The organism is Roseibium polysiphoniae (assembly GCF_014842925.1).
Lineage (GTDB): Bacteria > Pseudomonadota > Alphaproteobacteria > Rhizobiales > Stappiaceae > Roseibium > Roseibium polysiphoniae.
This window is the reverse complement of record NZ_JACYXJ010000001.1, coordinates 449,582-468,369: the sequence shown is the minus strand read 5'-3', so window position 1 is coordinate 468,369 and position 18,788 is coordinate 449,582. Positions and strand designations below refer to the sequence as shown.

Sequence of the window (18,788 nt, the reverse complement as noted above, 5' to 3'; positions counted from 1 at the left end):
TCACCCGGCCCGGGGCCCCGGACCGATTCATAAGACGCACAATAGCGCCCCTCTCCTACACCAGCTTTGCCCCTGAGGCAGCAATTGATTGGCGGGAGGGGGAAGCGGGGGTGAGGAGCGAGAGAAGCGGGCATTCACGAGAGCTGCTCGGACCCCTGCAGTCGGCCCAAAGGCTGACATCGGCGCTCGGTGCGGCGAATGCCCGGAAAGAGCCCATACCTCCCAACTTTCTGCGATGAAGCGAATGTCGGCTTCCAAGGTCGCGGCCCGGATGCCCTCAAGCGTGGTTGCGAAGGCTTGAAGCAAAAGATGCAAGAATGATCCCTGAGACAAGCTCGTTGTTCGGCGCGGTTTTTTCTGAGCAATGAAGTGAGATGGCGACTTCTGGCAGCGGTGGCAAAGCGATTTGCCCGTCAACGATTTGCAAAGTGGCCGGGATACAGGACGCTTCCATGACACCCAAGGTTGAACCGTCGAGAAGTGCGCGTTCGATCAACCCGATGCTGCGTGTTGAGTAGGCGACCCGCCATGTTCTCTCTGTCTGTTTGAGCGCATCCATTGCAACCACTCGGCTTGCGCAGTCATGCGGCCAAAGGGCCAGCGACAAACCGGCCTCGGGATCATCTGTAAAGCCGGGTGCGGCCACCCAGTGGAGCGGCTCGTAGCATATGATCTGTCCAGATACAGAGCCGGATGTGTGGACCCCAATCGCGATATCTAGGTCTCCGCTACCAAGTGCCCGGAGCAAATCCGGCGTGTTCTCGCAAACAACCTCGATCTGAAGTCGCGGATGTTGCGCGCCGATAATCGACAGTATCTTTGGCAGCACGAGAGTTGCGTAGTCGTCCGGCGCACCGATGCGAACGCGACCCTCAGCCTCGGGGTGCCGAAGCTGCGAAAGCGCAGCATCGTTCGCGAGAAGGATGCGCTTCGCGTAGACCTTCAGCGCTTCCCCGGTCGGGGTGATTGCAACCGATTGGCGTGTCCGCTCAAAGAGCGGCTTGCCCACGATCTCTTCCAGACGCTTGATCTGAAGGCTGACGGCGGATTGTGTCCGCGCGACAGACTGCGCAGCTTTGGTGAAGTTCAGGTGAGCCGCAACCGCCATGAACGACCGCAACAGGTCGATTTCGAGATCACGCTGCATAACCGATATTCCCAATGCTCATCAATATTAGAAATATAATTCGTTTCTCACATAACTGAAAGAGCGATACCTCGGGTCCAGCCTTGGTGCCTGAACGGCTTCATTGCTGAGAGAGACGACAGCGGCCAAAGTTGGGAAGGTATCAGAACATGAACGAGGCGAAGGCGCGACTGGACCTTGCGGCCGTCCATCGGATTTCGGCGATGGAGGGCTTGAATGAGGGAACCTGGACTCATTTCAGTTGCAAGCTCAAAAGCGGTGAACAATACCTCGTCACCCCCGGCTCCACCCATTTTTCAATCGTCTCCGCTAGCTCCTTGCTCCTGTATGCCCGGGATGGTGAGCTGATCTCCGGGGACGGTGAGGCGAACCATGACGCTTTGCCGATCCATCTTCCGATTTATGAAACCCGGCCAGATGTTGGCTGCATCCTGCACTTCCACTCTCCGCACGCGACAGCGCTGACGGTTCTCGAAGACATGCGCTTCGACACACGATTGAGCCAAACAGCAGCCTACTTTCATGGGAAAGTTAGCTATCTGACGACCTACGCCGTGCCGCGCACCAACGCGGCTGAAGGCGACGAAATGGCTGAAGCCTCGGCGCAAAGAAGGTTCTTTTCATGAAGAACCACGGCGTTCTGATCGCCGCGTCATCTCTCGCCGACGCATCGGTATCGGCCTACCAGCTTGAACGGGCCTGCCAGATACAACTCCTCGCGACAGCAACCGGGGCCAGCACCGAACGCATGAGCGAGGAATTCGCTGAGATGCTCGCCCAGGAAGAGTGCAACGGCGAACCCGGTTATCTGGACGGCATGAAGCGCCTCCTTGAGCGGGCACAGCCGGATTTCAGGGAATAGGACAGCGACATGGACGATTTGAAAGAACTGTTTGCCAAGAACAGGCCAACGACACTCACCTTCGATTGCTATGGAACGCTCGTTGATTGGGAAGGTGGAGCCGCCAAGGCGCTGCGAAACATCTACGGTTTTGCAGAGCAGCTCGTATCCGACGACGTGCTGATAGACCTATTCCTGGAGTTGGATGCGCTAGTCATTCGCGAAGGGATATTTCCCTACAGTGCAGTCCTCCAGATTGTTGCGGATCGCATCGCTGAAAAGCTGCTCGGAAGCCCGACCCCTGAACTCAGCAAGGCCTTCCCGCAATCCCTCCCATCTTGGCCAGTCTTCGCAGAAACGAATGAGGCTCTGACGCAGCTCTCACAGCACTTTCGCCTGGCGATTATCTCGAATGTCGATGACGATCTGATCGCAGGGACACTGACCCAGATCAGTGCCCCTTTCGATGAGGTCATCACCTCTCAACAAACCTCAACCTACAAACCGGACAGGCCGATCTTTGAGGCTGCTCTGCGCAAACTGGATGAAGAGCCGGGTCGCATCGTCCATATCGCCGAAGGTCTCGGCGAGGCTCGCCCCGCGACCGCGTTGGGCATGAAGAGTGTTTGGGTGAAACGCTCAAAGCGCTCCGATGACGGTAGCAAAGCCATCCCAAATGCCAACGCGCCAAGTCTCATGGCGATTGTCGAGGCCGCACAGTCCAGCCTCGTGGCGCCCCATCAAATCAAAGCAGGTAAATGATGATCGATATTAAAAGAATCCGCTCGGAAACTCCCGGCTGCCAGCACGTGCTACATTTCAACAGCGCAGGTTCATCGTTGATGCCCGCACCGGTTTTTGATGCGCTGCAGCGCGTCCTGCGCGGCGAGAACGAGGTTGGCGGCTATGAGGCGGAACGGCGCGCTCAAGATGACATTCAAGCCTTCTACACCGAGTTCGCCGGTCTGCTGAACGCCGACCCCGACGAGATCGCCTATATCGAGAACGCAACTCGGGCCTGGGACATGGTTTTCTACGGGCTGAACCTGAAGGCGGGTGACAGGGTGATCACTCACGAATCCGAATACGCATCCAATTACCTCGCCTTCCTGCAACAGTCTCGGCGTCTCGGATTCGAGATTGATCTGGTGCCGTCTGATGCCTCCGGCCAGATCGACGTGGAAGCCTTGGATGGCATGATCGGACCGAAAACGAAGCTCATCGCAATCACCCATGTCCCAACGCAAGGGGGGCTGGTGAACCCTGCTGCCGAAGTCGGGAAGGTCGCAAAGAAACACGGCGTTATTTACCTACTCGATGCCTGCCAGTCTGTTGGTCAGCTTCAAGTCGATGTCGCAGAGATCGGATGTGACATGCTTTCCGGCACGGGACGTAAGTTCCTGCGCGGCCCAAGAGGGACCGGGTTCCTCTATGTCCGAAAGGAAATTCTCGACCAGATCGACCCACCATTTGTTGATCTGCACTCTGCAACCTGGACCGAGACAACCGGATACGAGCTGGCGGACGGCGCGAGGCGTTTTCAGAACTGGGAAAGCTTCGTCGCGGGGCGCGTTGGTTTGATGGAAGCGGTGCGATATGCCCGTGCCTTGGGGATGTCCCACATCGAAGACCGCGTTATCAAGCTCGCGCAGGATCTGCGCGACGAGCTATCAACGGTGAATGGCGTTTCCGTGCATGACCTAGGGCAAAAGAAATCCGGGATTGTCACATTCACCAAAGACGGCATCGAATCCAAAGCAATCGCAGACACTCTTCGCGATCAAGGGATCTATGTGTCCGTCGCGCCTGTCACCGGAGCCAGACTGGACTTCGAAGCCCGCAACCTTCCGGCAATGATCCGGGCGTCCGTGCATTACTTCAACACGCACGATGAGATCGCTCGGTTTGTCGATGCGGTGAAGGTGATTTGCTGAAAGCGGCCGTTTAATCTTCAAGCTCAAACGGCAGCAAAGTCCGCATTGCAGACCTCTGTGCGGAGCGCAGCCAAGGTCTGAAACGAGCCCAAAGATACCAAAACCAAATTGGGTACCTTTCTCTAATTCCCGGTGATATGGAGCGGATGTTGGACACAAGCAGAGCGGAGGCTCTATGCAATACGCAATTGTAGATGATGGCCGTCGGGAAGCGTTTCGAGGCGGCAGGGGGACCTGCCCGACTTGTGGTGCCAGCATGCATGCTAAATGCGGTCCCCGAGTCATTCACCATTGGGCGCATCAAGGTCGGCGTAATTGTGATCCGTGGTGGGAAAACGAAACCCAATGGCATCGTGAGTGGAAAAATTTGTTCCCTGAACCGTGCCGAGAGGTTTCTCATACTGCGCCAAATGGCGAGATCCACCGTGCTGATATTAAAACACCTACTGGCATCTACATCGAGGTGCAGCACTCAAGAATGACCGATGCTGAGCGCATTTCTCGCGAAGCCTTCTACCAAAATCTCGTTTGGGTGATCGACGGAAAGCCATTTCGCAAAAACTTTGACATATACCACATGCTGCCAGACCCAATGTCCGACTTGGCGCAGGACTTGGTATGGTCCAAAGCGGCACGCCGTATGAACGGTGCGAACCGTGGCCTGTTCTTTCGTGTTTCGGCGAATCAGGACGATTTTCCGGGAGCAACAAAAGCCACGTTACGCTCCGGATGGATTGAGGGGATTGATAAAATTGAAGCCGAAGTGAAGGCAAGCTACCGTGGACATCACCAATATGATTGGGTCCGCCCCCGGAAAACATGGCTCGATGCTACTTGCCCAGTTTACATTGATTTCGGTGATGATTGGCTTTGCAGGTTGGAAGTTTACGATGAGACGGGGTTGAAATGCATTCGCTTGGTTGCCAAACGACAGTTCATTCATGACGTAATGACAGAAGCATCCGTGGCCGACATCGCTTCGCGGTTCTATTCAATTTCGAGCTGAGCGGTTAGCTACAACCGAGGTAACACAAAATAGAATTGATTACCTTGCTATATAGCGAGTAGCAGCTTGGTCCGCAGACCCGCCGTTTGTGTAGAGCGCAGCGAACTGTCGCATCCCGCCATTTCAAAAATTTGCTGCGTTGGAACGAAAGTCAGCTTGCGGGGCCCGTTATCAAGCCGATGAACGTCCAAAATGAAGGCGCATCGCAGTCTTCGATTGAGCTGACGGTGAAGGAAGCTCAGAGGCAAGTCGTGCAAAAGCCCCGACCAGCTGGAAGAGCTGTTTGCACCCGCAGCGCCTCCCCTCCTGCGTCATCCCCGACGTGATCGGGGATCCATTGGCACCCGAACCGTTTGTCTAGGTGCACGAGAGTCGCCGAAAGACCTCGGCGCGTTCGCCACTTTCTCCTGGCCTGCGAGGTGGATTGGATCCCCGATCACGCCGGGGATGACGGCCTGTCGGGTTTGACCCTCCGATGCCTTGTCTTCGTGTCCGCTGTCATCCCCGCCTTCGTCGCCCAGGCCAGAGACGCGCCGCAGAACGCGGATCTGACACGACAGAGCATGTGAGGAAGCGCTGCTTGGATCCTCGGGACAGGCCCGAGGATGACTGCCGATGGCTGGGCGGTTCAGACACCCGACCCTTCTCGCGATGAGCATTTGCTTTGCGTCTCGAAGCATGGCGGCGCAATCCGCCGAAGCGGCCATTCGTTGCACCGTCGAAGACCATTACCGCAAGACGGCGGCTGTGCGGACAATCCCGCCGTTCAATCCTTTGACGGTGAATCAGCGATGGGTCTCAACGCCGACCGGCGCCGCAAGTTATTGAATTTGCATATGCTGGAGGGGCACGCTGTGGAGCCGATCAACAGCCAGCACCTCAGATCAGCCTGTGTTGTGGCCCGTGCAAGTGCAATTTTCCCTCACCTAAAAGTTGACATTCTGCCTGAAAACCCCTAGAAGTACGCATCGATATTTTTTTGCTGAGCTATGGTTACAACGCGTTTGGCACCGCGTTCTGAACGAATTCTCCCTTTAAAGCATCGCTATCATCAGCCGCTAGCCCTTGGCTTGTCGGTTCCTCTCTCTATGCTATGAAAGGGTTCATCATGACCACTGGCACAGTAAAATGGTTCAATTCCACCAAGGGCTTCGGCTTCATCCAGCCTGACAATGGCGGCCCGGACGCATTCGTCCATATCACCGCTGTCGAGCGTGCTGGCATGAACGAAATCGTTGAAGGCCAGAAAATCGGCTACGACATGGAGCGCGACACCAAGTCGGGCAAGATGTCCGCCTGCAATCTGCAAGCCGCCTGATAGATCCGGAATCTGCTTTCCCTTGACCTCGGATGTACTGGCACCGTCGAAAGCATGAGACCAAACAAGGTCAGGCAAGTTGCCTGGCCTTTTTCGTAACTGCTCACCGGTGAGCGGCCTCCACGAGGAAAGCCATGTCCGAGAATTATAGCAAACTCCGCCAACAGGCCGAAGTCGCCTTTGGTAAAACCCAGTCGCAACTCTTCGAACGCAAACGTGCGATTGAAGACCTGAACTCGATCGTAATCGCCCGCGACGAAAAGACCCAGAGGCTGCGAGAGGCTCGGCTTGCCAAAGAATTGCAAGACTGCATGGCCTCAGAAACCAAGCCCTCTTCGAAACGCGCAAAAAAGTCTTTAAGTCGCTCGGCGTAACCCATCAATTGGAATTGAGATTTGAAGAATATTAGAAACAACGAACACTCCGACCGCCGCAGCGCTGCGAAAGACGCCAAGGCAGCTCTTGTTGAGGCTTTTCGTGCTGCCAAGGAAACTGCAGAACCGACCCGAGAAGCCAGACAGATGGAACGGCGTTTGGTCGCGGAAGCTCGTGACAAGCGCCGCGCCGAGCGCGAGCAGGTGAAGCTTGATGAGCGAAATCGCGTTGCCGCGGAAGCAGCAGCACGAGATGCGGCCGTTGCTGCGGCAGCTAGAGCTGAAATCGACGCGCGCGAGTTGGCTGATAAGAACCGTATCGAACGCGTCCTGCAGGACGAAGCAGCCCGTAAAGCTAAACGCGACCAGCGCTACGCAAATCGAAAGGCCCGTTAGGCCTGAAAGTGTCATGACGCGAAAGTCGTCGATTTGCCAGGCAAACTGAAGGCCGCACAAACACCTCAGCCTTCGCCAATGGTTCCCAACCAGTCCAGGAAAACGCCCAACCGGCGCAGACCCGAGACGCGGGTGAGATAGAGCGCGGAGATATCCAGCGGTTCCACATCAAGCTGACCAGGGAACAACTCAACCAGGCGTCCCGCGCGCAGGTCTTCGGCGATCATGAAATCAGAGAACCGTGCAATGCCCAGACCGTTCAGCACCAATTGACGCACCGCTTCGCCATTGCCAGCGGTCAAAGCCGGAGACACACGCACCGGGGCTTTGTGGTTGGCAAAGCGCAAGGTGTTTATGTGCTCGGGTATGGCGAACCGCACTTGCTCCAGCTTCGCGAGGTCGGCTGGCGTCTCCGGCCAACCGTGGCGATCAAGATACGCCGGGGCGGCCACCAGTTTCCAGGCTGTGCGCCCCAAGGGGCGATGCAACATTTCGCTATCGGGCAGCGGACCCAGCCGAATGGCAACATCTGCATGACTGCCAATCAGATCCACCAGCATGTCAGTCATGTCGATCGACAACTGGATGTCCGGGTATTGCGCGCGAAACTCTGGCAGACGCGGGGCGAGGACATGCAGGACATAAGGTACGGGCGCGTTGACACGCAGAGGTCCAGCGGGGGCCTGGCCGCTCGTTGCTATTTCTTGCAGGCTTTCGCTGCGGTCCAGAATTTCGCGCGCCTCGGCCAGAACAGCGGCGCCTTCGGGCGTGATTTCGATGGACCGCGTGGTGCGCCTGAGCAATGTGACGTTCAGTTGCTCTTCCAGCCGGGTGACCGAGCGGCTGAGTGTTGACGCGGAAACGCCCCTGCGCCGCGCGGATTCAGCGAAGCCGCCATCATCGACGATCCCGACAAAAGCAGCGAGGTCCCCCATGCGCAATAATTCGTGCACTTTTTGCAATGATCCATTCCAGACATGTCTATTCTCGCAATAGATAATGACAGGCATATACGGCGTCGACATCAAATTTATGGAGAGAACCGATGCCACTTGCCCTATGGGCGCTGACCATCAGCGCTTTTGCCGTCGGAACGACCGAGTTCGTTATCGTTGGCTTGCTTCCCACCATTGCCGCCGATCTTGGCGTCTCAACTCCCTCTGCTGGCCTGCTCGTCAGCCTGTATGCACTGGGCGTCACCATTGGTGCACCGGTGCTGACCGCACTGGCCGACCGGGTGCCGCGCAAGACACTGTTGCTGCTCCTGCTGGCGCTGTTCACGGTCGGCAATGCCTACGCCGCCTTTGCGCCCGATTATAACAGTCTTGTCGTTGCGCGCTTTATCACCGGTCTCGCCCACGGCGTTTTCTTTGCCATCGCCTCGACCATCGCCACTGACCTGGTGGAACCTCAAAAGGAAAGTTCGGCCATTGCCTTGGTGTTCCTCGGCCTGACAGTCGCTTTGGTGACAGGTGTGCCTTTGGGGACGTTCATCGGTCAAAACTTCGGCTGGCAGTCGACCTTCCTTGGCGTTGTCGCTCTTGGCGTGATCGGCTTTGTCGCCTCTGCCGTCCTGGTGCCAGCCAATCTGACCCGTACCGCGTCTGCCGGGATCAAGGCGCAGTTGCAGGTGCTGACGTCGCCGCGGTTGCTGCTGGTCTATCTGATCACGGCCGTCGGCTATGGCGGTAACTTCATCGCCTTTACCTTCCTTGCGCCGATGTTGAATGAAGTCACCGGCCTGTCCGCAGGAGCCATCAGCCTTGTGATGCTGCTTTACGGCGCCTCTGTCGCTGTGGGGAACATCGCAGGCGGCAAGTTGTCGGACCGTATCGGTGCCGTGCCCGCACTGACCCTGATCTTTGCAGGTCTGGCGGTGGCGCTGCTGGCGCTTGGGTCGACCCTCACCAACCCGATCGCAGCCATCGCGGTTACTGCCTTTTGGGGCGGCTTTGCCTTCGCCAACGTGCCGCCGCTGCAATCCTATGTCGTGCAGATCGCACGCGAGGTCTCACCCGGTGCGGTTGATGTGGCTTCTGGACTGAACATCGGTGCGTTCAATCTTGGTATTGCCGGCGGGGCATTCGCCGGTGGGTTTGTTGTAGAAGGCATTGGACTGGCCGCCACGCCTTACATCGCTGCTGGCGTTGTGGTTGTCGGGATCGTTCTGGTGCGCCTTTCAGGTCGCTTGAACGTCCCCTCGCCGCAGATCGTCGCCGCCGAATAGGCTCCCCTTGCCCCGCCGTAGCACTCCAGCGAGCGGCGGGGCGAGACACTCAACTGGTGCCACCTGTCAACTACCTTGCACAGACAGCGAACGACTGCTTTCAAGATCAGGTTGAGCCCTCGAACGTCCGAAATGAGGGCGCATTGCCGTCTTCGACTTGACTGACGGCGAAGGTGCATCAGTAGTAAGTCGACCATGTGCGGAAACGCTGCATGGATCCTCGGGACAAGCCCGAGGATGACCACCGATGTGTTGGGGGCGGGGGCGCGACGCTCGCTGCCCGCCTCGCCAGGAGCGCGAGCTGCGCGTTTCAAGAGCTGATCGCCAGTCGGTCTTGAACCTCTCGCAGGCCCTGCACACGCACCCGGTCCTCCCTCTTCTTCCCTCTCTCCCTGTCGCAAATGGACGATCATGTGGCGCTGCAGCATGAGCGGTGCGTTTGGGGTCGTGCGATTGGTCCGGAAGCATCGCAACGCTGCGAGGCTCAAGAGGGCTGATCATGGTTCAAGTGTTGCACGGGATCTGGGCGCTTCTGATCGGCGTGGTCTTCATCATGCTGGGCAACGGCATGCAGTTCACCCTGATCGGCCTGCGCGGCGGGATCGAGGGGTTTTCGGCCGCTGAACTTGCCATCATCACCTCGGGCTATTTCGTCGGCTTCCTGTCCGGCGCGCGCCTCGCCTCCAAGCTCATCCGGCGCGTCGGTCATGTGCGCGTGTTCGCGGCCCTCGGCAGCTTCATGTCGGCGGGTGTGATCGCCTTTCCGCTGCTGACCGAGCCATGGGCCTGGACGCTGTTGCGGCTGCTCGTCGGCTTCTGCATGTCCGGCATCTATGTCACGGCGGAAAGCTGGCTCAATGATGCGGCGACCAACGACACCCGCGGCAAGGTACTTTCGACCTACATGATCGCGCAGACGCTCGGCATCATCGGCGCACAGGGTCTTTTGACCCTCGGCGACGCGGGCACCTCCACGCTCTTCATCTGCGCCTCGATCCTTGTTTCGATCTCCTTCGCGCCGATCCTGTTGTCGGTGGCAAAGGTTCCAGCGGCCGAGGTCGCCCGTCCCATGCCATTGCGCGATCTATTCCTGCAGTCGCCGCTCGGCACGGTGGGGATCTTCCTGCTGGGCTGTATCTATGCGACGCAATCGGGCATGGGTGCGGTCTTCGGGACACAGATCGGGCTTGCCCCTGACCAGATCGCGTTTTTTGTCGCCATGCTGTTTGCCGGCTCGCTGCTGCTGCAATATCCAATCGGCTGGCTGTCGGACCGGATGGACCGGCGCAAGCTGATCTTCGGGTCGGCGTTTCTCGGAGCCCTGGCGTGTGTCATGGGCTGGCTCAACGGCGGCGAGCTCTGGCACATGATGGCGGCAGCGTTCTTCGCCGGCGGCGTGACCGCCCCGCTCTATGCGCTGTTCCTGGCCTATACCAACGACACACTGCCGCTGGAAGACATGGCGGCGGCCTCCGGCGGGTTGGTTCTGAGCTTCGGCATCGGCGCGATTTTGGGGCCGCTCATCACCGGCTGGGCGATGGAAGAATATGGCCCGTCCGCCTTCTGGCTCGTGCTGACCCTGACCTTCGGCGCCATCGCGCTCTATGCGCTTTACCGGATGACCCAACGGTCCATGGTGCCGGTGGAAGACACCGAGAGCTATCTGAGCGTCTTGCCGACCGCCTCGCCCGTGGCCGTCGAGGCAGCCGGCGTCTGGGCAGCAGAACAGGCTGAAGCTGAGGCTGAGGAAAGCACCAGGACCGACTCCTAGCCCCCCCCCTTTAAAAGTGCTGAAATCCGGGAAACTGGTCGATCGGAAGCGGACCATCAGCCCCTTGAAGCTGCAGGTGTCCGCTGCCGGGCGTGACCTTGCCGATACGTGTGACCGGGCAGCCGGCCTTCCTGGAATCAGCCTCGAAGGTGCTTGCCCTGTCTTCCGGCACACAAGCCAAAATTTCATAGTCATCGCCGCCATTGAGGCAGGCCTGAAAGGTCGGTTGATCGGCCTTCGAAATGGCCGTCAGCGCTGACGACAGCGGCACGTCGGCAAGCTCCAGCAGGAGATCGACGTCAGACGCCCGAGCAAGGTGAGCCGCGTCTGCCAGAAGACCGTCGGAGATGTCCATGGCGGCGCTGGCGCTGGCGCGGACCGCGCCGCCGAGCTTCACCTTGGGCTGGGGCAGCAGGTAACGGTCGAGGATATGGCGATGATCGCTCTCAGAGAGGCCCATACGGTGGGCGAAGCCCGGATCAAGCCGCGCTTTCAGACCGGCAGCGGCATCGCCGATGGTGCCGGTCACATAGAGAAGATCGCCAGGCGCCGCTCCGCTCCGCCGCACCGCAGTGCCGACGGGTGTTTCACCAATGGCCGTCACAGAAATCTGCAGACCCTCTCCGGTGCGGATGGTGTCTCCGCCCAAAAGGACTACATTGAAAGCAGATTGATCGCCGGACAGACCGCAGCAGAAGCGCTCCAGCCAATCTTCGCGCCAGTCGTCAGGCAGTCCAAGCCCAAGCAGGTAGGCGGTCGGAACAGCGCCCTTGGCGGAGAGATCCGACAGATTGACCCGCAGTGCCTTGGCGGCGATCGCCTCGGGCGGGTCGTCTGCAAAGAAGTGGACGTCGGCGGCCAGCATGTCCTTGGTCAGAACCAGCTCGTGGCCGTCATGAGGCGCATAGACCGCCGCGTCGTCAGTGAGGCCGAGGCTGCCCGGATCGCTGGCCAGGGGCGCCAGATAGCGCTTGATCAGCTCAAACTCGCCAATCCTTTGATCTGGGCTGGCTTGCTCTGGTCCTGCCTCTTGCGGCCGGTCACCGGCCATCGTCACGCCTCGCCGGTGCCAGCCTCGTCCGGCTGCACGTCGGGCGCCACGAATTCGCTGTTGCGCAGGTCATGGGCCAGCCGGTCCAACACGCCGTTGACAAGACCCGGCTCGTCTTCCTGGAAGAACGCCTTGGCGACATCGATGTATTCGGAAATGATCACCCGTGCCGGCACATCCTTGCGCCGCAGCAGCTCAAACCCGCCGGAGCGCAGGATGGCGCGCAACAGGCTGTCGATGCGCTTCAGCGGCCAGCCTTCGCTCAAGGCTGTGTGAATGAAGGGATCGAGGAATTTCTGATCCGCAACAACACCCTTGACGATGTCCTTGAACCATTGTTCGTCCGCATCGCGGTATTGCTCGCCGTCCAGCTCCTTGCCGAGACGGAACGCGGTGAATTCGCTCACCACATCGGAGAGCGGCGCACCGCCCACATCCATCTGATAGAGCGCCTGCACAGCCGCAAGACGGGCAACGCCGCGCTTGTTCGCCGGGCGCGGACCATCGTCTTTCGGTTTTGAGTCCGTATGGGGCTTCGATTGCTCGACCTTGTCGGTCATATTGTTAAACTCCGAGCCTTTCGCGCAGGGCGATCATGGCCAAGGCTGCTTCAGCTGCCGCGCCGCCCTTGTTCTTTTCACTGACCTTTGCCCGTGCCCAGGCCTGGGCGTCGTTTTCTACGGTCAGGATTCCGTTGCCGATCGCCAGGTCCGCGTCGACCATCAGATCCATGATGACCCGAGCCGATTCATTGGCGACGATATCATAGTGGGAGGTTTCGCCGCGGATCACTGCGCCCAGAAGCACAAATCCATCGTAGAGCTCACCATCGTTTTCCATAGCGGTCATAACCATCGAAAGGGCCGCAGGAATTTCCAGAACGCCAGGCACAGCGATGCGCTCGTAAGTTCCGCCTGCCGCCTCGATCGCCTGGATCGCGCCTTCGGCGAGGGCGTCTGCAAGATCGTCATAGAAACGGGCTTCGATGATCAGGATCTTCGGTGCTGAGGCCATGGGTCCATTCGTCTTTCTTGAGGGTCGCGACAGGAACCATGCCCGTGCGAATTTGTCCACCCCGTTCCCTGCCCCGGCGGGCTATCGCTGGGGAGAAAAACAAGGTCTGGTAAACGCGAGCCGCTCTGGTCGGCTGCGCCAATCGCTGCCTTCAGTTACGCCTCGTGCGTGAATTCCGCAAGACGTGCTGCATAACGGGCCATCATGTCGACTTCAAGATTCACGAGATCGCCCTCCTGGCGGTCGCCCCAAGTGGTGACGGCGAGCGTGTGCGGGATCAGGAAAACGGAGAACAGCAGCCCCTCGGCCTCATTGACCGTCAGAGACGTCCCGTCGAGGCAGACCGAGCCTTTCTTGGCGATGAAAGGCGCGACTTCGCGGGAGACTTCAAACTGGAAGTAGACGCTGTCTTCGTGGTCGGTCCGCTTTGTGATCTTCGCGGTGCCATCGACGTGGCCGAGCACGAGATGACCGCCCAGTTCCGTACCCATGGCGAGGGAACGCTCCAGGTTCAGTTTCTGGCCGGCGGACCATTGGCTGGCCGTTGTCAGCGCAAGGGTTTCTGCCGCCGATTCAACCTCGAACCAGTTGCTCCCGTCAGCGCCATGGCCCTTGGCCGTCACCGTGTGGCAGGGACCGCCACAGGCAATGGATGCACCAAGATCGATGCCATTGGGATCATAAACAGTCTTGATGCGAGTCCTGATCCCCGCCGGAATCTTCTCGACCGACAGGATCTCGCCAAGGTCGGTGACAATACCGGTGAACATGTCAGGCCCCACTTCCAGTTTCAGATGCAGATTCAGGTGCGTTTGCGCAAATAAAGATAGGCGTCACCATTCAGACGACCGCTGTCGATACATTGATATCTGGGATCGGCCAGCACCGCTTCAAGGTCAAGACCGTGCAGGGCCGGTATGCCGCCCGCACCGACCTCAACCGCTCCCGTCACCACACACAGATCATCGACACATTCCGTGCTCAGGAAGGCGCTGGCAATACGTGATCCGCCCTCGATCATCAGCCGCGTGATACCACGGGTTCCAAGCGCGCGCAGGGCCACAGACGGCGCGATACGGCCCTCTTCCAGCGGAACGCGCACGATCAGCACGCCCTCATTCGCCAAGGCCTTGATCCGCTCGGGATCGGCGTCGTTGCCTGCAATCAACCAGACCGGCACATCTGCGGCAGTCTGAACCAGCTTTGAGTTTAGCGGCAGCTTCGCCGCGGCGTCCAGAACCACCCGGACCGGAGACTGATCCGCCATGCCCGGCAGGCGGCAGGTCAGCTGCGGGTCATCAGCCAGGGCGGTGCCGATGCCCACGAGTATCGCGTCATGGGAGGCGCGGAATCCATGGACGTGGCGCATGGACAAGGGGCATGAAATCCTGACCTGACCGGCGCCAGGGCGGCCGATGAAACCATCCTGCGAGACCGCCAGTTTCAAGAACACATGGGGGCGCTGTTCGGTGATCCGAAGTGCGAAGCCATGGTGGAGGTCTGCACAGGCCTTTGCCTCGACGCCAACAACCACGTCGATGCCCGCCTCTTGCAACATCGCGATGCCCCTGCCTGCAACGCGCGGATTGGGATCGCGCATGCCGATCACCACACGGGTGATGCCGGCCTCGATCAAGGCGCTGGAACAGGGCGGCGTGCGTCCGAAATGGGAACAAGGCTCAAGGGTGACATAGCAGGTCGCGCCACGTGCCCGCTCGCCTGCCTGGCGCAGGGCGTTTACTTCCGCATGGGCGCTGCCTGGACGGGAGGTAACACCACGGCCGACAAGAACATCGTCGCCGTTTTCATCCTGTGCGACGATAATCGCGCCCACGGACGGGTTGGGCCACACACGTCCCAGGCCGCGGCGCGCAAGACGCACGGCCGCCAGCATGAAACGGCGATCCTGTTCGGCACTGGTCGTCATGAGTTTCGTGTCACCCTCTGGCTGGACGATTGAGGCATGAGCGCACGAGCGGGCGCTCCGTCCTACAGCTCGACCAGAGGCTGGCCATCCGGTCCACTCAATTCATCGAGAAGTGCCTCGAAATCCTTGGCTTCCCGGAAATTCTTGTAGACCGATGCAAAGCGGACATAGGCCACGTCATCGATTCCCTTCAGGCCTTCCATGACATGGTTGCCGATGGTCTCGGCAGTGACATCGCTTTCACCGGAACTTTCCAGCTGGCGGACGATGCCGCTGACCATCCGCTCGATCCGCTCAGGCTCGACCGGCCTCTTGCGCACGGCGATGGACACCGAGCGCATGAGTTTTTCACGATCAAACGGCACGCGGCGTCCTGACCGTTTCAGCACCATGAGTTCGCGCAGCTGCACGCGCTCGAAGGTGGTGAAGCGTCCGGCACAGGTGTTGCAGACCCTGCGCCGGCGAATGGCCGTGTTGTCCTCGGTCGGACGCGAGTCCTTGACCTGGGTTTCATCACCGCCGCAATAGGGACACCGCATGCTGTTCTCCGTTAGGCGGCCAAATCAGGCCGGATAGATCGGGAAGCGAGCCGTCAGGGCCTCGACCTTCGCCTTCACCGCAGCTTCGACGGCGGCATTGCCATCTTCACTGTTTGCAGCTTTCAGGCCATCGAGAACTTCCGTAATCAACAGACCAACTTCACGGAACTCGGCAATGCCGAAGCCGCGGGTCGTTGCTGCTGGTGTTCCAAGACGGATTCCCGAGGTGATCATAGGCTTCTGCGGATCGTTCGGCACACCGTTCTTGTTACAGGTGATGGCTGCGCGGCCAAGGCTGTTTTCAGTGTCGCGACCGGTCAGCATCTTGGGACGCAGATCAACCAGCATCAAATGGGTGTCCGTACCGCCGGATACAATCTCGACACCACCTTCACGCAGTGTTTCGGCCAGCACCTGGGCATTGGCACGCACGGATTTGACGTAGTCCTTGAAGCCTGGCGCCAGCGCTTCGCCGAAGGCCACGGCCTTTGCAGCGACGACATGCATGAGCGGGCCGCCCTGCAAGCCTGGGAAAACCGCAGAGTTGATCTTCTTGGCGATCGCCTCGTCATTGGTCAGAACCATGCCGCCGCGCGGTCCGCGCAGGGTCTTGTGGGTGGTCGTGGTCGCGACATCTGCATGAGGGAACGGGCTCGGATGCTCTCCGGCCGCCACAAGACCGGCGAAATGAGCCATGTCGACCATCAGGAATGCGCCGACTTCGTCAGCAACTTCCCGGAACTTGGCAAAATCGATCTGGCGTGAATAGGCGGAGCCACCGGCAATGATCAGCTTCGGCTTGTGCTCACGAGCAAGCTCGGCCATCGCGTCATAGTCGATCAGGCCCGTTTCGAGATCCAGACCGTATTGAATTGCGTTGAACCACTTGCCAGACATGTTCGGACGGGCACCATGAGTCAGGTGACCACCTGCATCCAAGCTCATGCCCAGGATGGTGTCACCTGGCTTGATCAGCGCCAGGAAGACAGACTGGTTTGCCTGGCTGCCCGAGCTCGGCTGAACGTTGGCAAAATCGCATCCAAACAGCTTCTTGGCACGATCAATCGCCAGATCTTCGGCGATATCGACGAACTCGCAGCCACCGTAGTAGCGCTTGCCCGGATAGCCTTCAGCGTATTTGTTGGTAAGAACCGAGCCTTGCGCGTCCAGAACAGCCTGGGACACGATGTTTTCAGAGGCGATGAGCTCGATCTCATGCTGCTGACGACCGAGTTCCTTTTGGATCGCACCGAACAGCTCGGGATCGCTCTCGGCAAGCGGACGCGTGAAGAAATCGGAGAAAGAAGACTGGCTGGTCGCGGAATCCGTCAAAGACATCGCACCTTCCTTTTCAGCTGGAGCTCGACAAGTGGGGCACTATGCCCTGCAGCGCGACATCGGCATCAGCAGCCTGCCGCATTCTGTTGGCGTCGGAACTACCATAGAGACGACAGCGATCCAAGAGCCACGCCGACGCAGGGCCTCACAAAACCGACACCCTTTGGGCGAAACATATTTGAGGATCTTGCTCGCGTCAGACAACGCGGCCGCGTGCCGGTGATGGCGCGGCTGGCGGCGCTTCGCGCTCGATCCGGCGCAAGAGTTTGCGAACAGCGAGATTTTTGAGATCTGCCGAGGCGGCCTTGGACGGCCCGATGACCACCACTTCGATGCCCGTCGATGCGTCAATCGCCGTCACCTTGACCTGTTGGCCGACGGGATGAAACTCGATGTAGATTTCGCCTGGAACGGGACCTTGGCGGCTCATGGATGCAGACTCATTCCGCGATCAGATAACTCAGAACCATGAGAAAGACACGCCCGGCCGGACTTGGCAAGACCTGCTCCAAGTCCGGGACCGGTCGAGATCATGTGTTGGTCAGAGACGCGCCGTGAACCCGGCAATGTCATCTGGGGCGGAATACAGACCATCGCGGTTGTAGATATCATCGCGGAACTGGATGACACCATCAGCAGTCGACCAGGCGGTGATGTAGGTGAGATAGAGCGGAATGCTCGACTTGAGCCGGACATCCTCGCGCTCGCCTACGCGGATCATGTCGTCAACGCGCGCACGGTTCCAGTCCGGTGTGGTGGACTGAAGCAGCCAGGTCACGAGTTCCTTGACGTTCTGCACACGCACGCAACCTGAGGAGTGGAAGCGATAGTCACTGCCGAAGAGAGACTTCGAAGGCGTGTCGTGCAGATAGACCTGATGCTGGTTGTGGAAGTTGATGCGCACGCTGCCGAGGGAGTTGATCTCGCCCGGTTCCTGACGGAACTGATATTTCGTCGCTTCTTCCGTGTTCCAGTCGATCTGCTGCCAGCTGAGCTCATTGCCCTTCCAGTCGAAGATCCGGATCTTGTTCTTGGCCAGATACTGAGGGTCTTCCTTCATCTTCGGGATCAGGTCCTTGCGGATGATCGAGACGGGGACGGTCCAGTAGGGGTTAAAGTTCAGCTCGTAGATCTTGCTGTTGAGGATCGGCGTCTGCCGGTCGATCTTGCCAACAACTGCGTTGTGGCGCGAGCGGACATGGCCGTTTTCAACGGCTTCGATCTCGGCTGCGGGTATGTTGACCATCACGTAGCGGTCGCCCAGGAAACCCGACATGGCACGCAGGCGTATCAGGTTGGTCTCAAGCTGACGCAGGCGCACCTCAGCGGGGACATTGAGCGCCGTCACTGTGGAACTGCCCAGAACACCGTCCGGGATCAGGCCGTGGCGCATCTGGAACCGGCGCAGACCCGCGTCAACGTAGGAATCGAATGTGTTGGAAAGGCCGGCGGTCTGTTCAAGATCGCCAGAGGCCATCAGACGCTTGCGCAGTTCAAGAACGCGCGCATCCTTTGCGCCGATACGCAGCGGGCGCTTGCCGGCATCGCTGACCCGGCCCCAGCCGCCCAGCTGCACAATCCGTGAATAATGGTCGATTGCTACGGAGATGTAATTTGCCGTTTCGGGTGAAAGCGTCGGGTTCGACGACTTCATCGCCTGCAGCGATTCCATCGTCGCATCGAAACGATCTTCCCACTCAACGCGCTGCTGATGCTGACGCAGAGCTTGAAGAGGAGACTGTGACTCGGCGATCGCGGTCACGCTAAAGCCGACCAACATCGACGACAGCATCGCGCCACAGACGGCGAACCTGCCAAGGTCGCCCTTTCCGCCAAAACGCGCGGCTTTTGCTACAGTAGAGCGCAGCAGTTCGGGACGGAAATCAAAAGATCGGCCAAGGTTCA

At 59.2% G+C, this 18,788-nt stretch carries 20 protein-coding genes and 1 pseudogene; 10 read left to right on the top strand and 11 right to left on the bottom strand.

What is annotated here, in order from left to right; translation table 11 throughout:
* Positions 1 to 277: 277 nt before the first annotated feature.
* Positions 278 to 1,147: a LysR substrate-binding domain-containing protein gene (locus IG617_RS02220; RefSeq protein ID WP_192106897.1), complete on the bottom strand. Its 870-nt coding sequence runs from the start codon at positions 1,145 to 1,147 to the stop codon at positions 278 to 280.
* Positions 1,148 to 1,296: 149 nt separating this feature from the next.
* Between IG617_RS02220 and IG617_RS02215 the strand changes: the two are divergent.
* From IG617_RS02215 to IG617_RS02180, 8 genes and pseudogenes are all read left to right on the top strand, one after another.
* Positions 1,297 to 2,009: pseudogene (locus IG617_RS02215) on the top strand (class II aldolase/adducin family protein).
* A gap of 9 nt (positions 2,010 to 2,018) precedes the next feature.
* Positions 2,019 to 2,750: an HAD-IA family hydrolase gene (locus tag IG617_RS02205; RefSeq protein WP_192106891.1), complete on the top strand. Its 732-nt coding sequence runs from the start codon at positions 2,019 to 2,021 to the stop codon at positions 2,748 to 2,750.
* The gene (locus IG617_RS02200; protein ID WP_338109928.1) at positions 2,747 to 3,922 is read left to right on the top strand and encodes an aminotransferase class V-fold PLP-dependent enzyme; all 1,176 of its coding nucleotides are present in this window, start codon (positions 2,747 to 2,749) and stop codon (positions 3,920 to 3,922) included. Before IG617_RS02205 ends, IG617_RS02200 begins: the two co-directional genes overlap by 4 nt.
* Positions 3,923 to 4,097: 175 nt before the next feature.
* On the top strand, positions 4,098 to 4,928 hold the full coding sequence (locus IG617_RS02195; protein ID WP_192106887.1) for a competence protein CoiA: 831 nt from the start codon (positions 4,098 to 4,100) through the stop codon (positions 4,926 to 4,928).
* Between the two features lie 605 nt (positions 4,929 to 5,533).
* Positions 5,534 to 5,887 (top strand): hypothetical protein, encoded by a 354-nt coding sequence (locus IG617_RS02190; RefSeq protein WP_192106885.1) that lies wholly within the window; start codon positions 5,534 to 5,536, stop codon positions 5,885 to 5,887.
* A 149-nt stretch (positions 5,888 to 6,036) separates the two neighbouring features.
* Positions 6,037 to 6,246 carry a cold-shock protein gene (locus IG617_RS02185; RefSeq protein ID WP_192106883.1) on the top strand — a complete coding sequence of 70 codons (210 nt, stop codon included), beginning with the start codon at positions 6,037 to 6,039 and terminating at the stop codon, positions 6,244 to 6,246.
* A 134-nt stretch (positions 6,247 to 6,380) separates the two neighbouring features.
* Entirely contained in the window at positions 6,381 to 6,620 is a 240-nt protein-coding gene (locus tag IG617_RS21585) for a hypothetical protein (RefSeq protein WP_254170403.1), read from the top strand.
* A 21-nt stretch (positions 6,621 to 6,641) separates the two neighbouring features.
* Positions 6,642 to 7,016: a DUF6481 family protein gene (locus IG617_RS02180; protein ID WP_192106881.1), complete on the top strand. Its 375-nt coding sequence runs from the start codon at positions 6,642 to 6,644 to the stop codon at positions 7,014 to 7,016.
* A 65-nt stretch (positions 7,017 to 7,081) separates the two neighbouring features.
* Here IG617_RS02180 and IG617_RS02175 read toward each other — a convergent pair whose 3' ends face one another.
* Entirely contained in the window at positions 7,082 to 7,969 is an 888-nt protein-coding gene (locus IG617_RS02175; protein ID WP_209008207.1) for a LysR family transcriptional regulator, read from the bottom strand.
* Positions 7,970 to 8,061: 92 nt separating this feature from the next.
* Between IG617_RS02175 and IG617_RS02170 the strand changes: the two genes are divergently transcribed.
* Positions 8,062 to 9,243: an MFS transporter gene (locus IG617_RS02170; RefSeq protein WP_192106877.1), complete on the top strand. Its 1,182-nt coding sequence runs from the start codon at positions 8,062 to 8,064 to the stop codon at positions 9,241 to 9,243.
* Between the two features lie 499 nt (positions 9,244 to 9,742).
* A complete protein-coding gene (locus IG617_RS02165) occupies positions 9,743 to 11,014 on the top strand; it encodes an MFS transporter (RefSeq protein WP_192106875.1) in 1,272 nt (423 codons plus the stop codon).
* Positions 11,015 to 11,024: 10 nt separating this feature from the next.
* On the opposite strand, the gene thiL is transcribed toward IG617_RS02165, so the two are convergent.
* From thiL to IG617_RS02120, 9 genes are all read right to left on the bottom strand, one after another.
* Positions 11,025 to 12,065: a thiamine-phosphate kinase gene (gene thiL / locus IG617_RS02160; protein ID WP_192106873.1), complete on the bottom strand. Its 1,041-nt coding sequence runs from the start codon at positions 12,063 to 12,065 to the stop codon at positions 11,025 to 11,027.
* 2 nt (positions 12,066 to 12,067) lie between these two features.
* Entirely contained in the window at positions 12,068 to 12,625 is a 558-nt protein-coding gene (gene nusB / locus IG617_RS02155; protein ID WP_153769587.1) for a transcription antitermination factor NusB, read from the bottom strand.
* Between the two features lie 4 nt (positions 12,626 to 12,629).
* A complete protein-coding gene (gene ribH, locus IG617_RS02150) occupies positions 12,630 to 13,079 on the bottom strand; it encodes a 6,7-dimethyl-8-ribityllumazine synthase (protein WP_192106870.1) in 450 nt (149 codons plus the stop codon).
* Positions 13,080 to 13,234: 155 nt separating this feature from the next.
* On the bottom strand, positions 13,235 to 13,849 hold the full coding sequence (locus IG617_RS02145) for a riboflavin synthase (protein ID WP_192106868.1): 615 nt from the start codon (positions 13,847 to 13,849) through the stop codon (positions 13,235 to 13,237).
* A gap of 32 nt (positions 13,850 to 13,881) precedes the next feature.
* Positions 13,882 to 15,006, bottom strand: a complete 1,125-nt coding sequence (gene ribD / locus IG617_RS02140; protein ID WP_192106866.1) for a bifunctional diaminohydroxyphosphoribosylaminopyrimidine deaminase/5-amino-6-(5-phosphoribosylamino)uracil reductase RibD — start codon at positions 15,004 to 15,006, stop codon at positions 13,882 to 13,884.
* Between the two features lie 62 nt (positions 15,007 to 15,068).
* Positions 15,069 to 15,545, bottom strand: a complete 477-nt coding sequence (gene nrdR / locus IG617_RS02135; protein WP_192106865.1) for a transcriptional regulator NrdR — start codon at positions 15,543 to 15,545, stop codon at positions 15,069 to 15,071.
* A 24-nt stretch (positions 15,546 to 15,569) separates the two neighbouring features.
* Positions 15,570 to 16,883, bottom strand: coding sequence for a serine hydroxymethyltransferase (glyA, locus tag IG617_RS02130; protein ID WP_192106864.1), 1,314 nt, complete (start codon positions 16,881 to 16,883; stop codon positions 15,570 to 15,572).
* Positions 16,884 to 17,079: 196 nt separating this feature from the next.
* Complete coding sequence (locus IG617_RS02125; RefSeq protein WP_153769593.1) at positions 17,080 to 17,313, bottom strand: DUF6898 family protein; 234 nt, start codon at positions 17,311 to 17,313, stop codon at positions 17,080 to 17,082.
* A gap of 111 nt (positions 17,314 to 17,424) precedes the next feature.
* On the bottom strand, positions 17,425 to 18,675 hold the full coding sequence (locus IG617_RS02120; RefSeq protein WP_209008249.1) for a L,D-transpeptidase family protein: 1,251 nt from the start codon (positions 18,673 to 18,675) through the stop codon (positions 17,425 to 17,427).
* Positions 18,676 to 18,788: the final 113 nt, after the last annotated feature.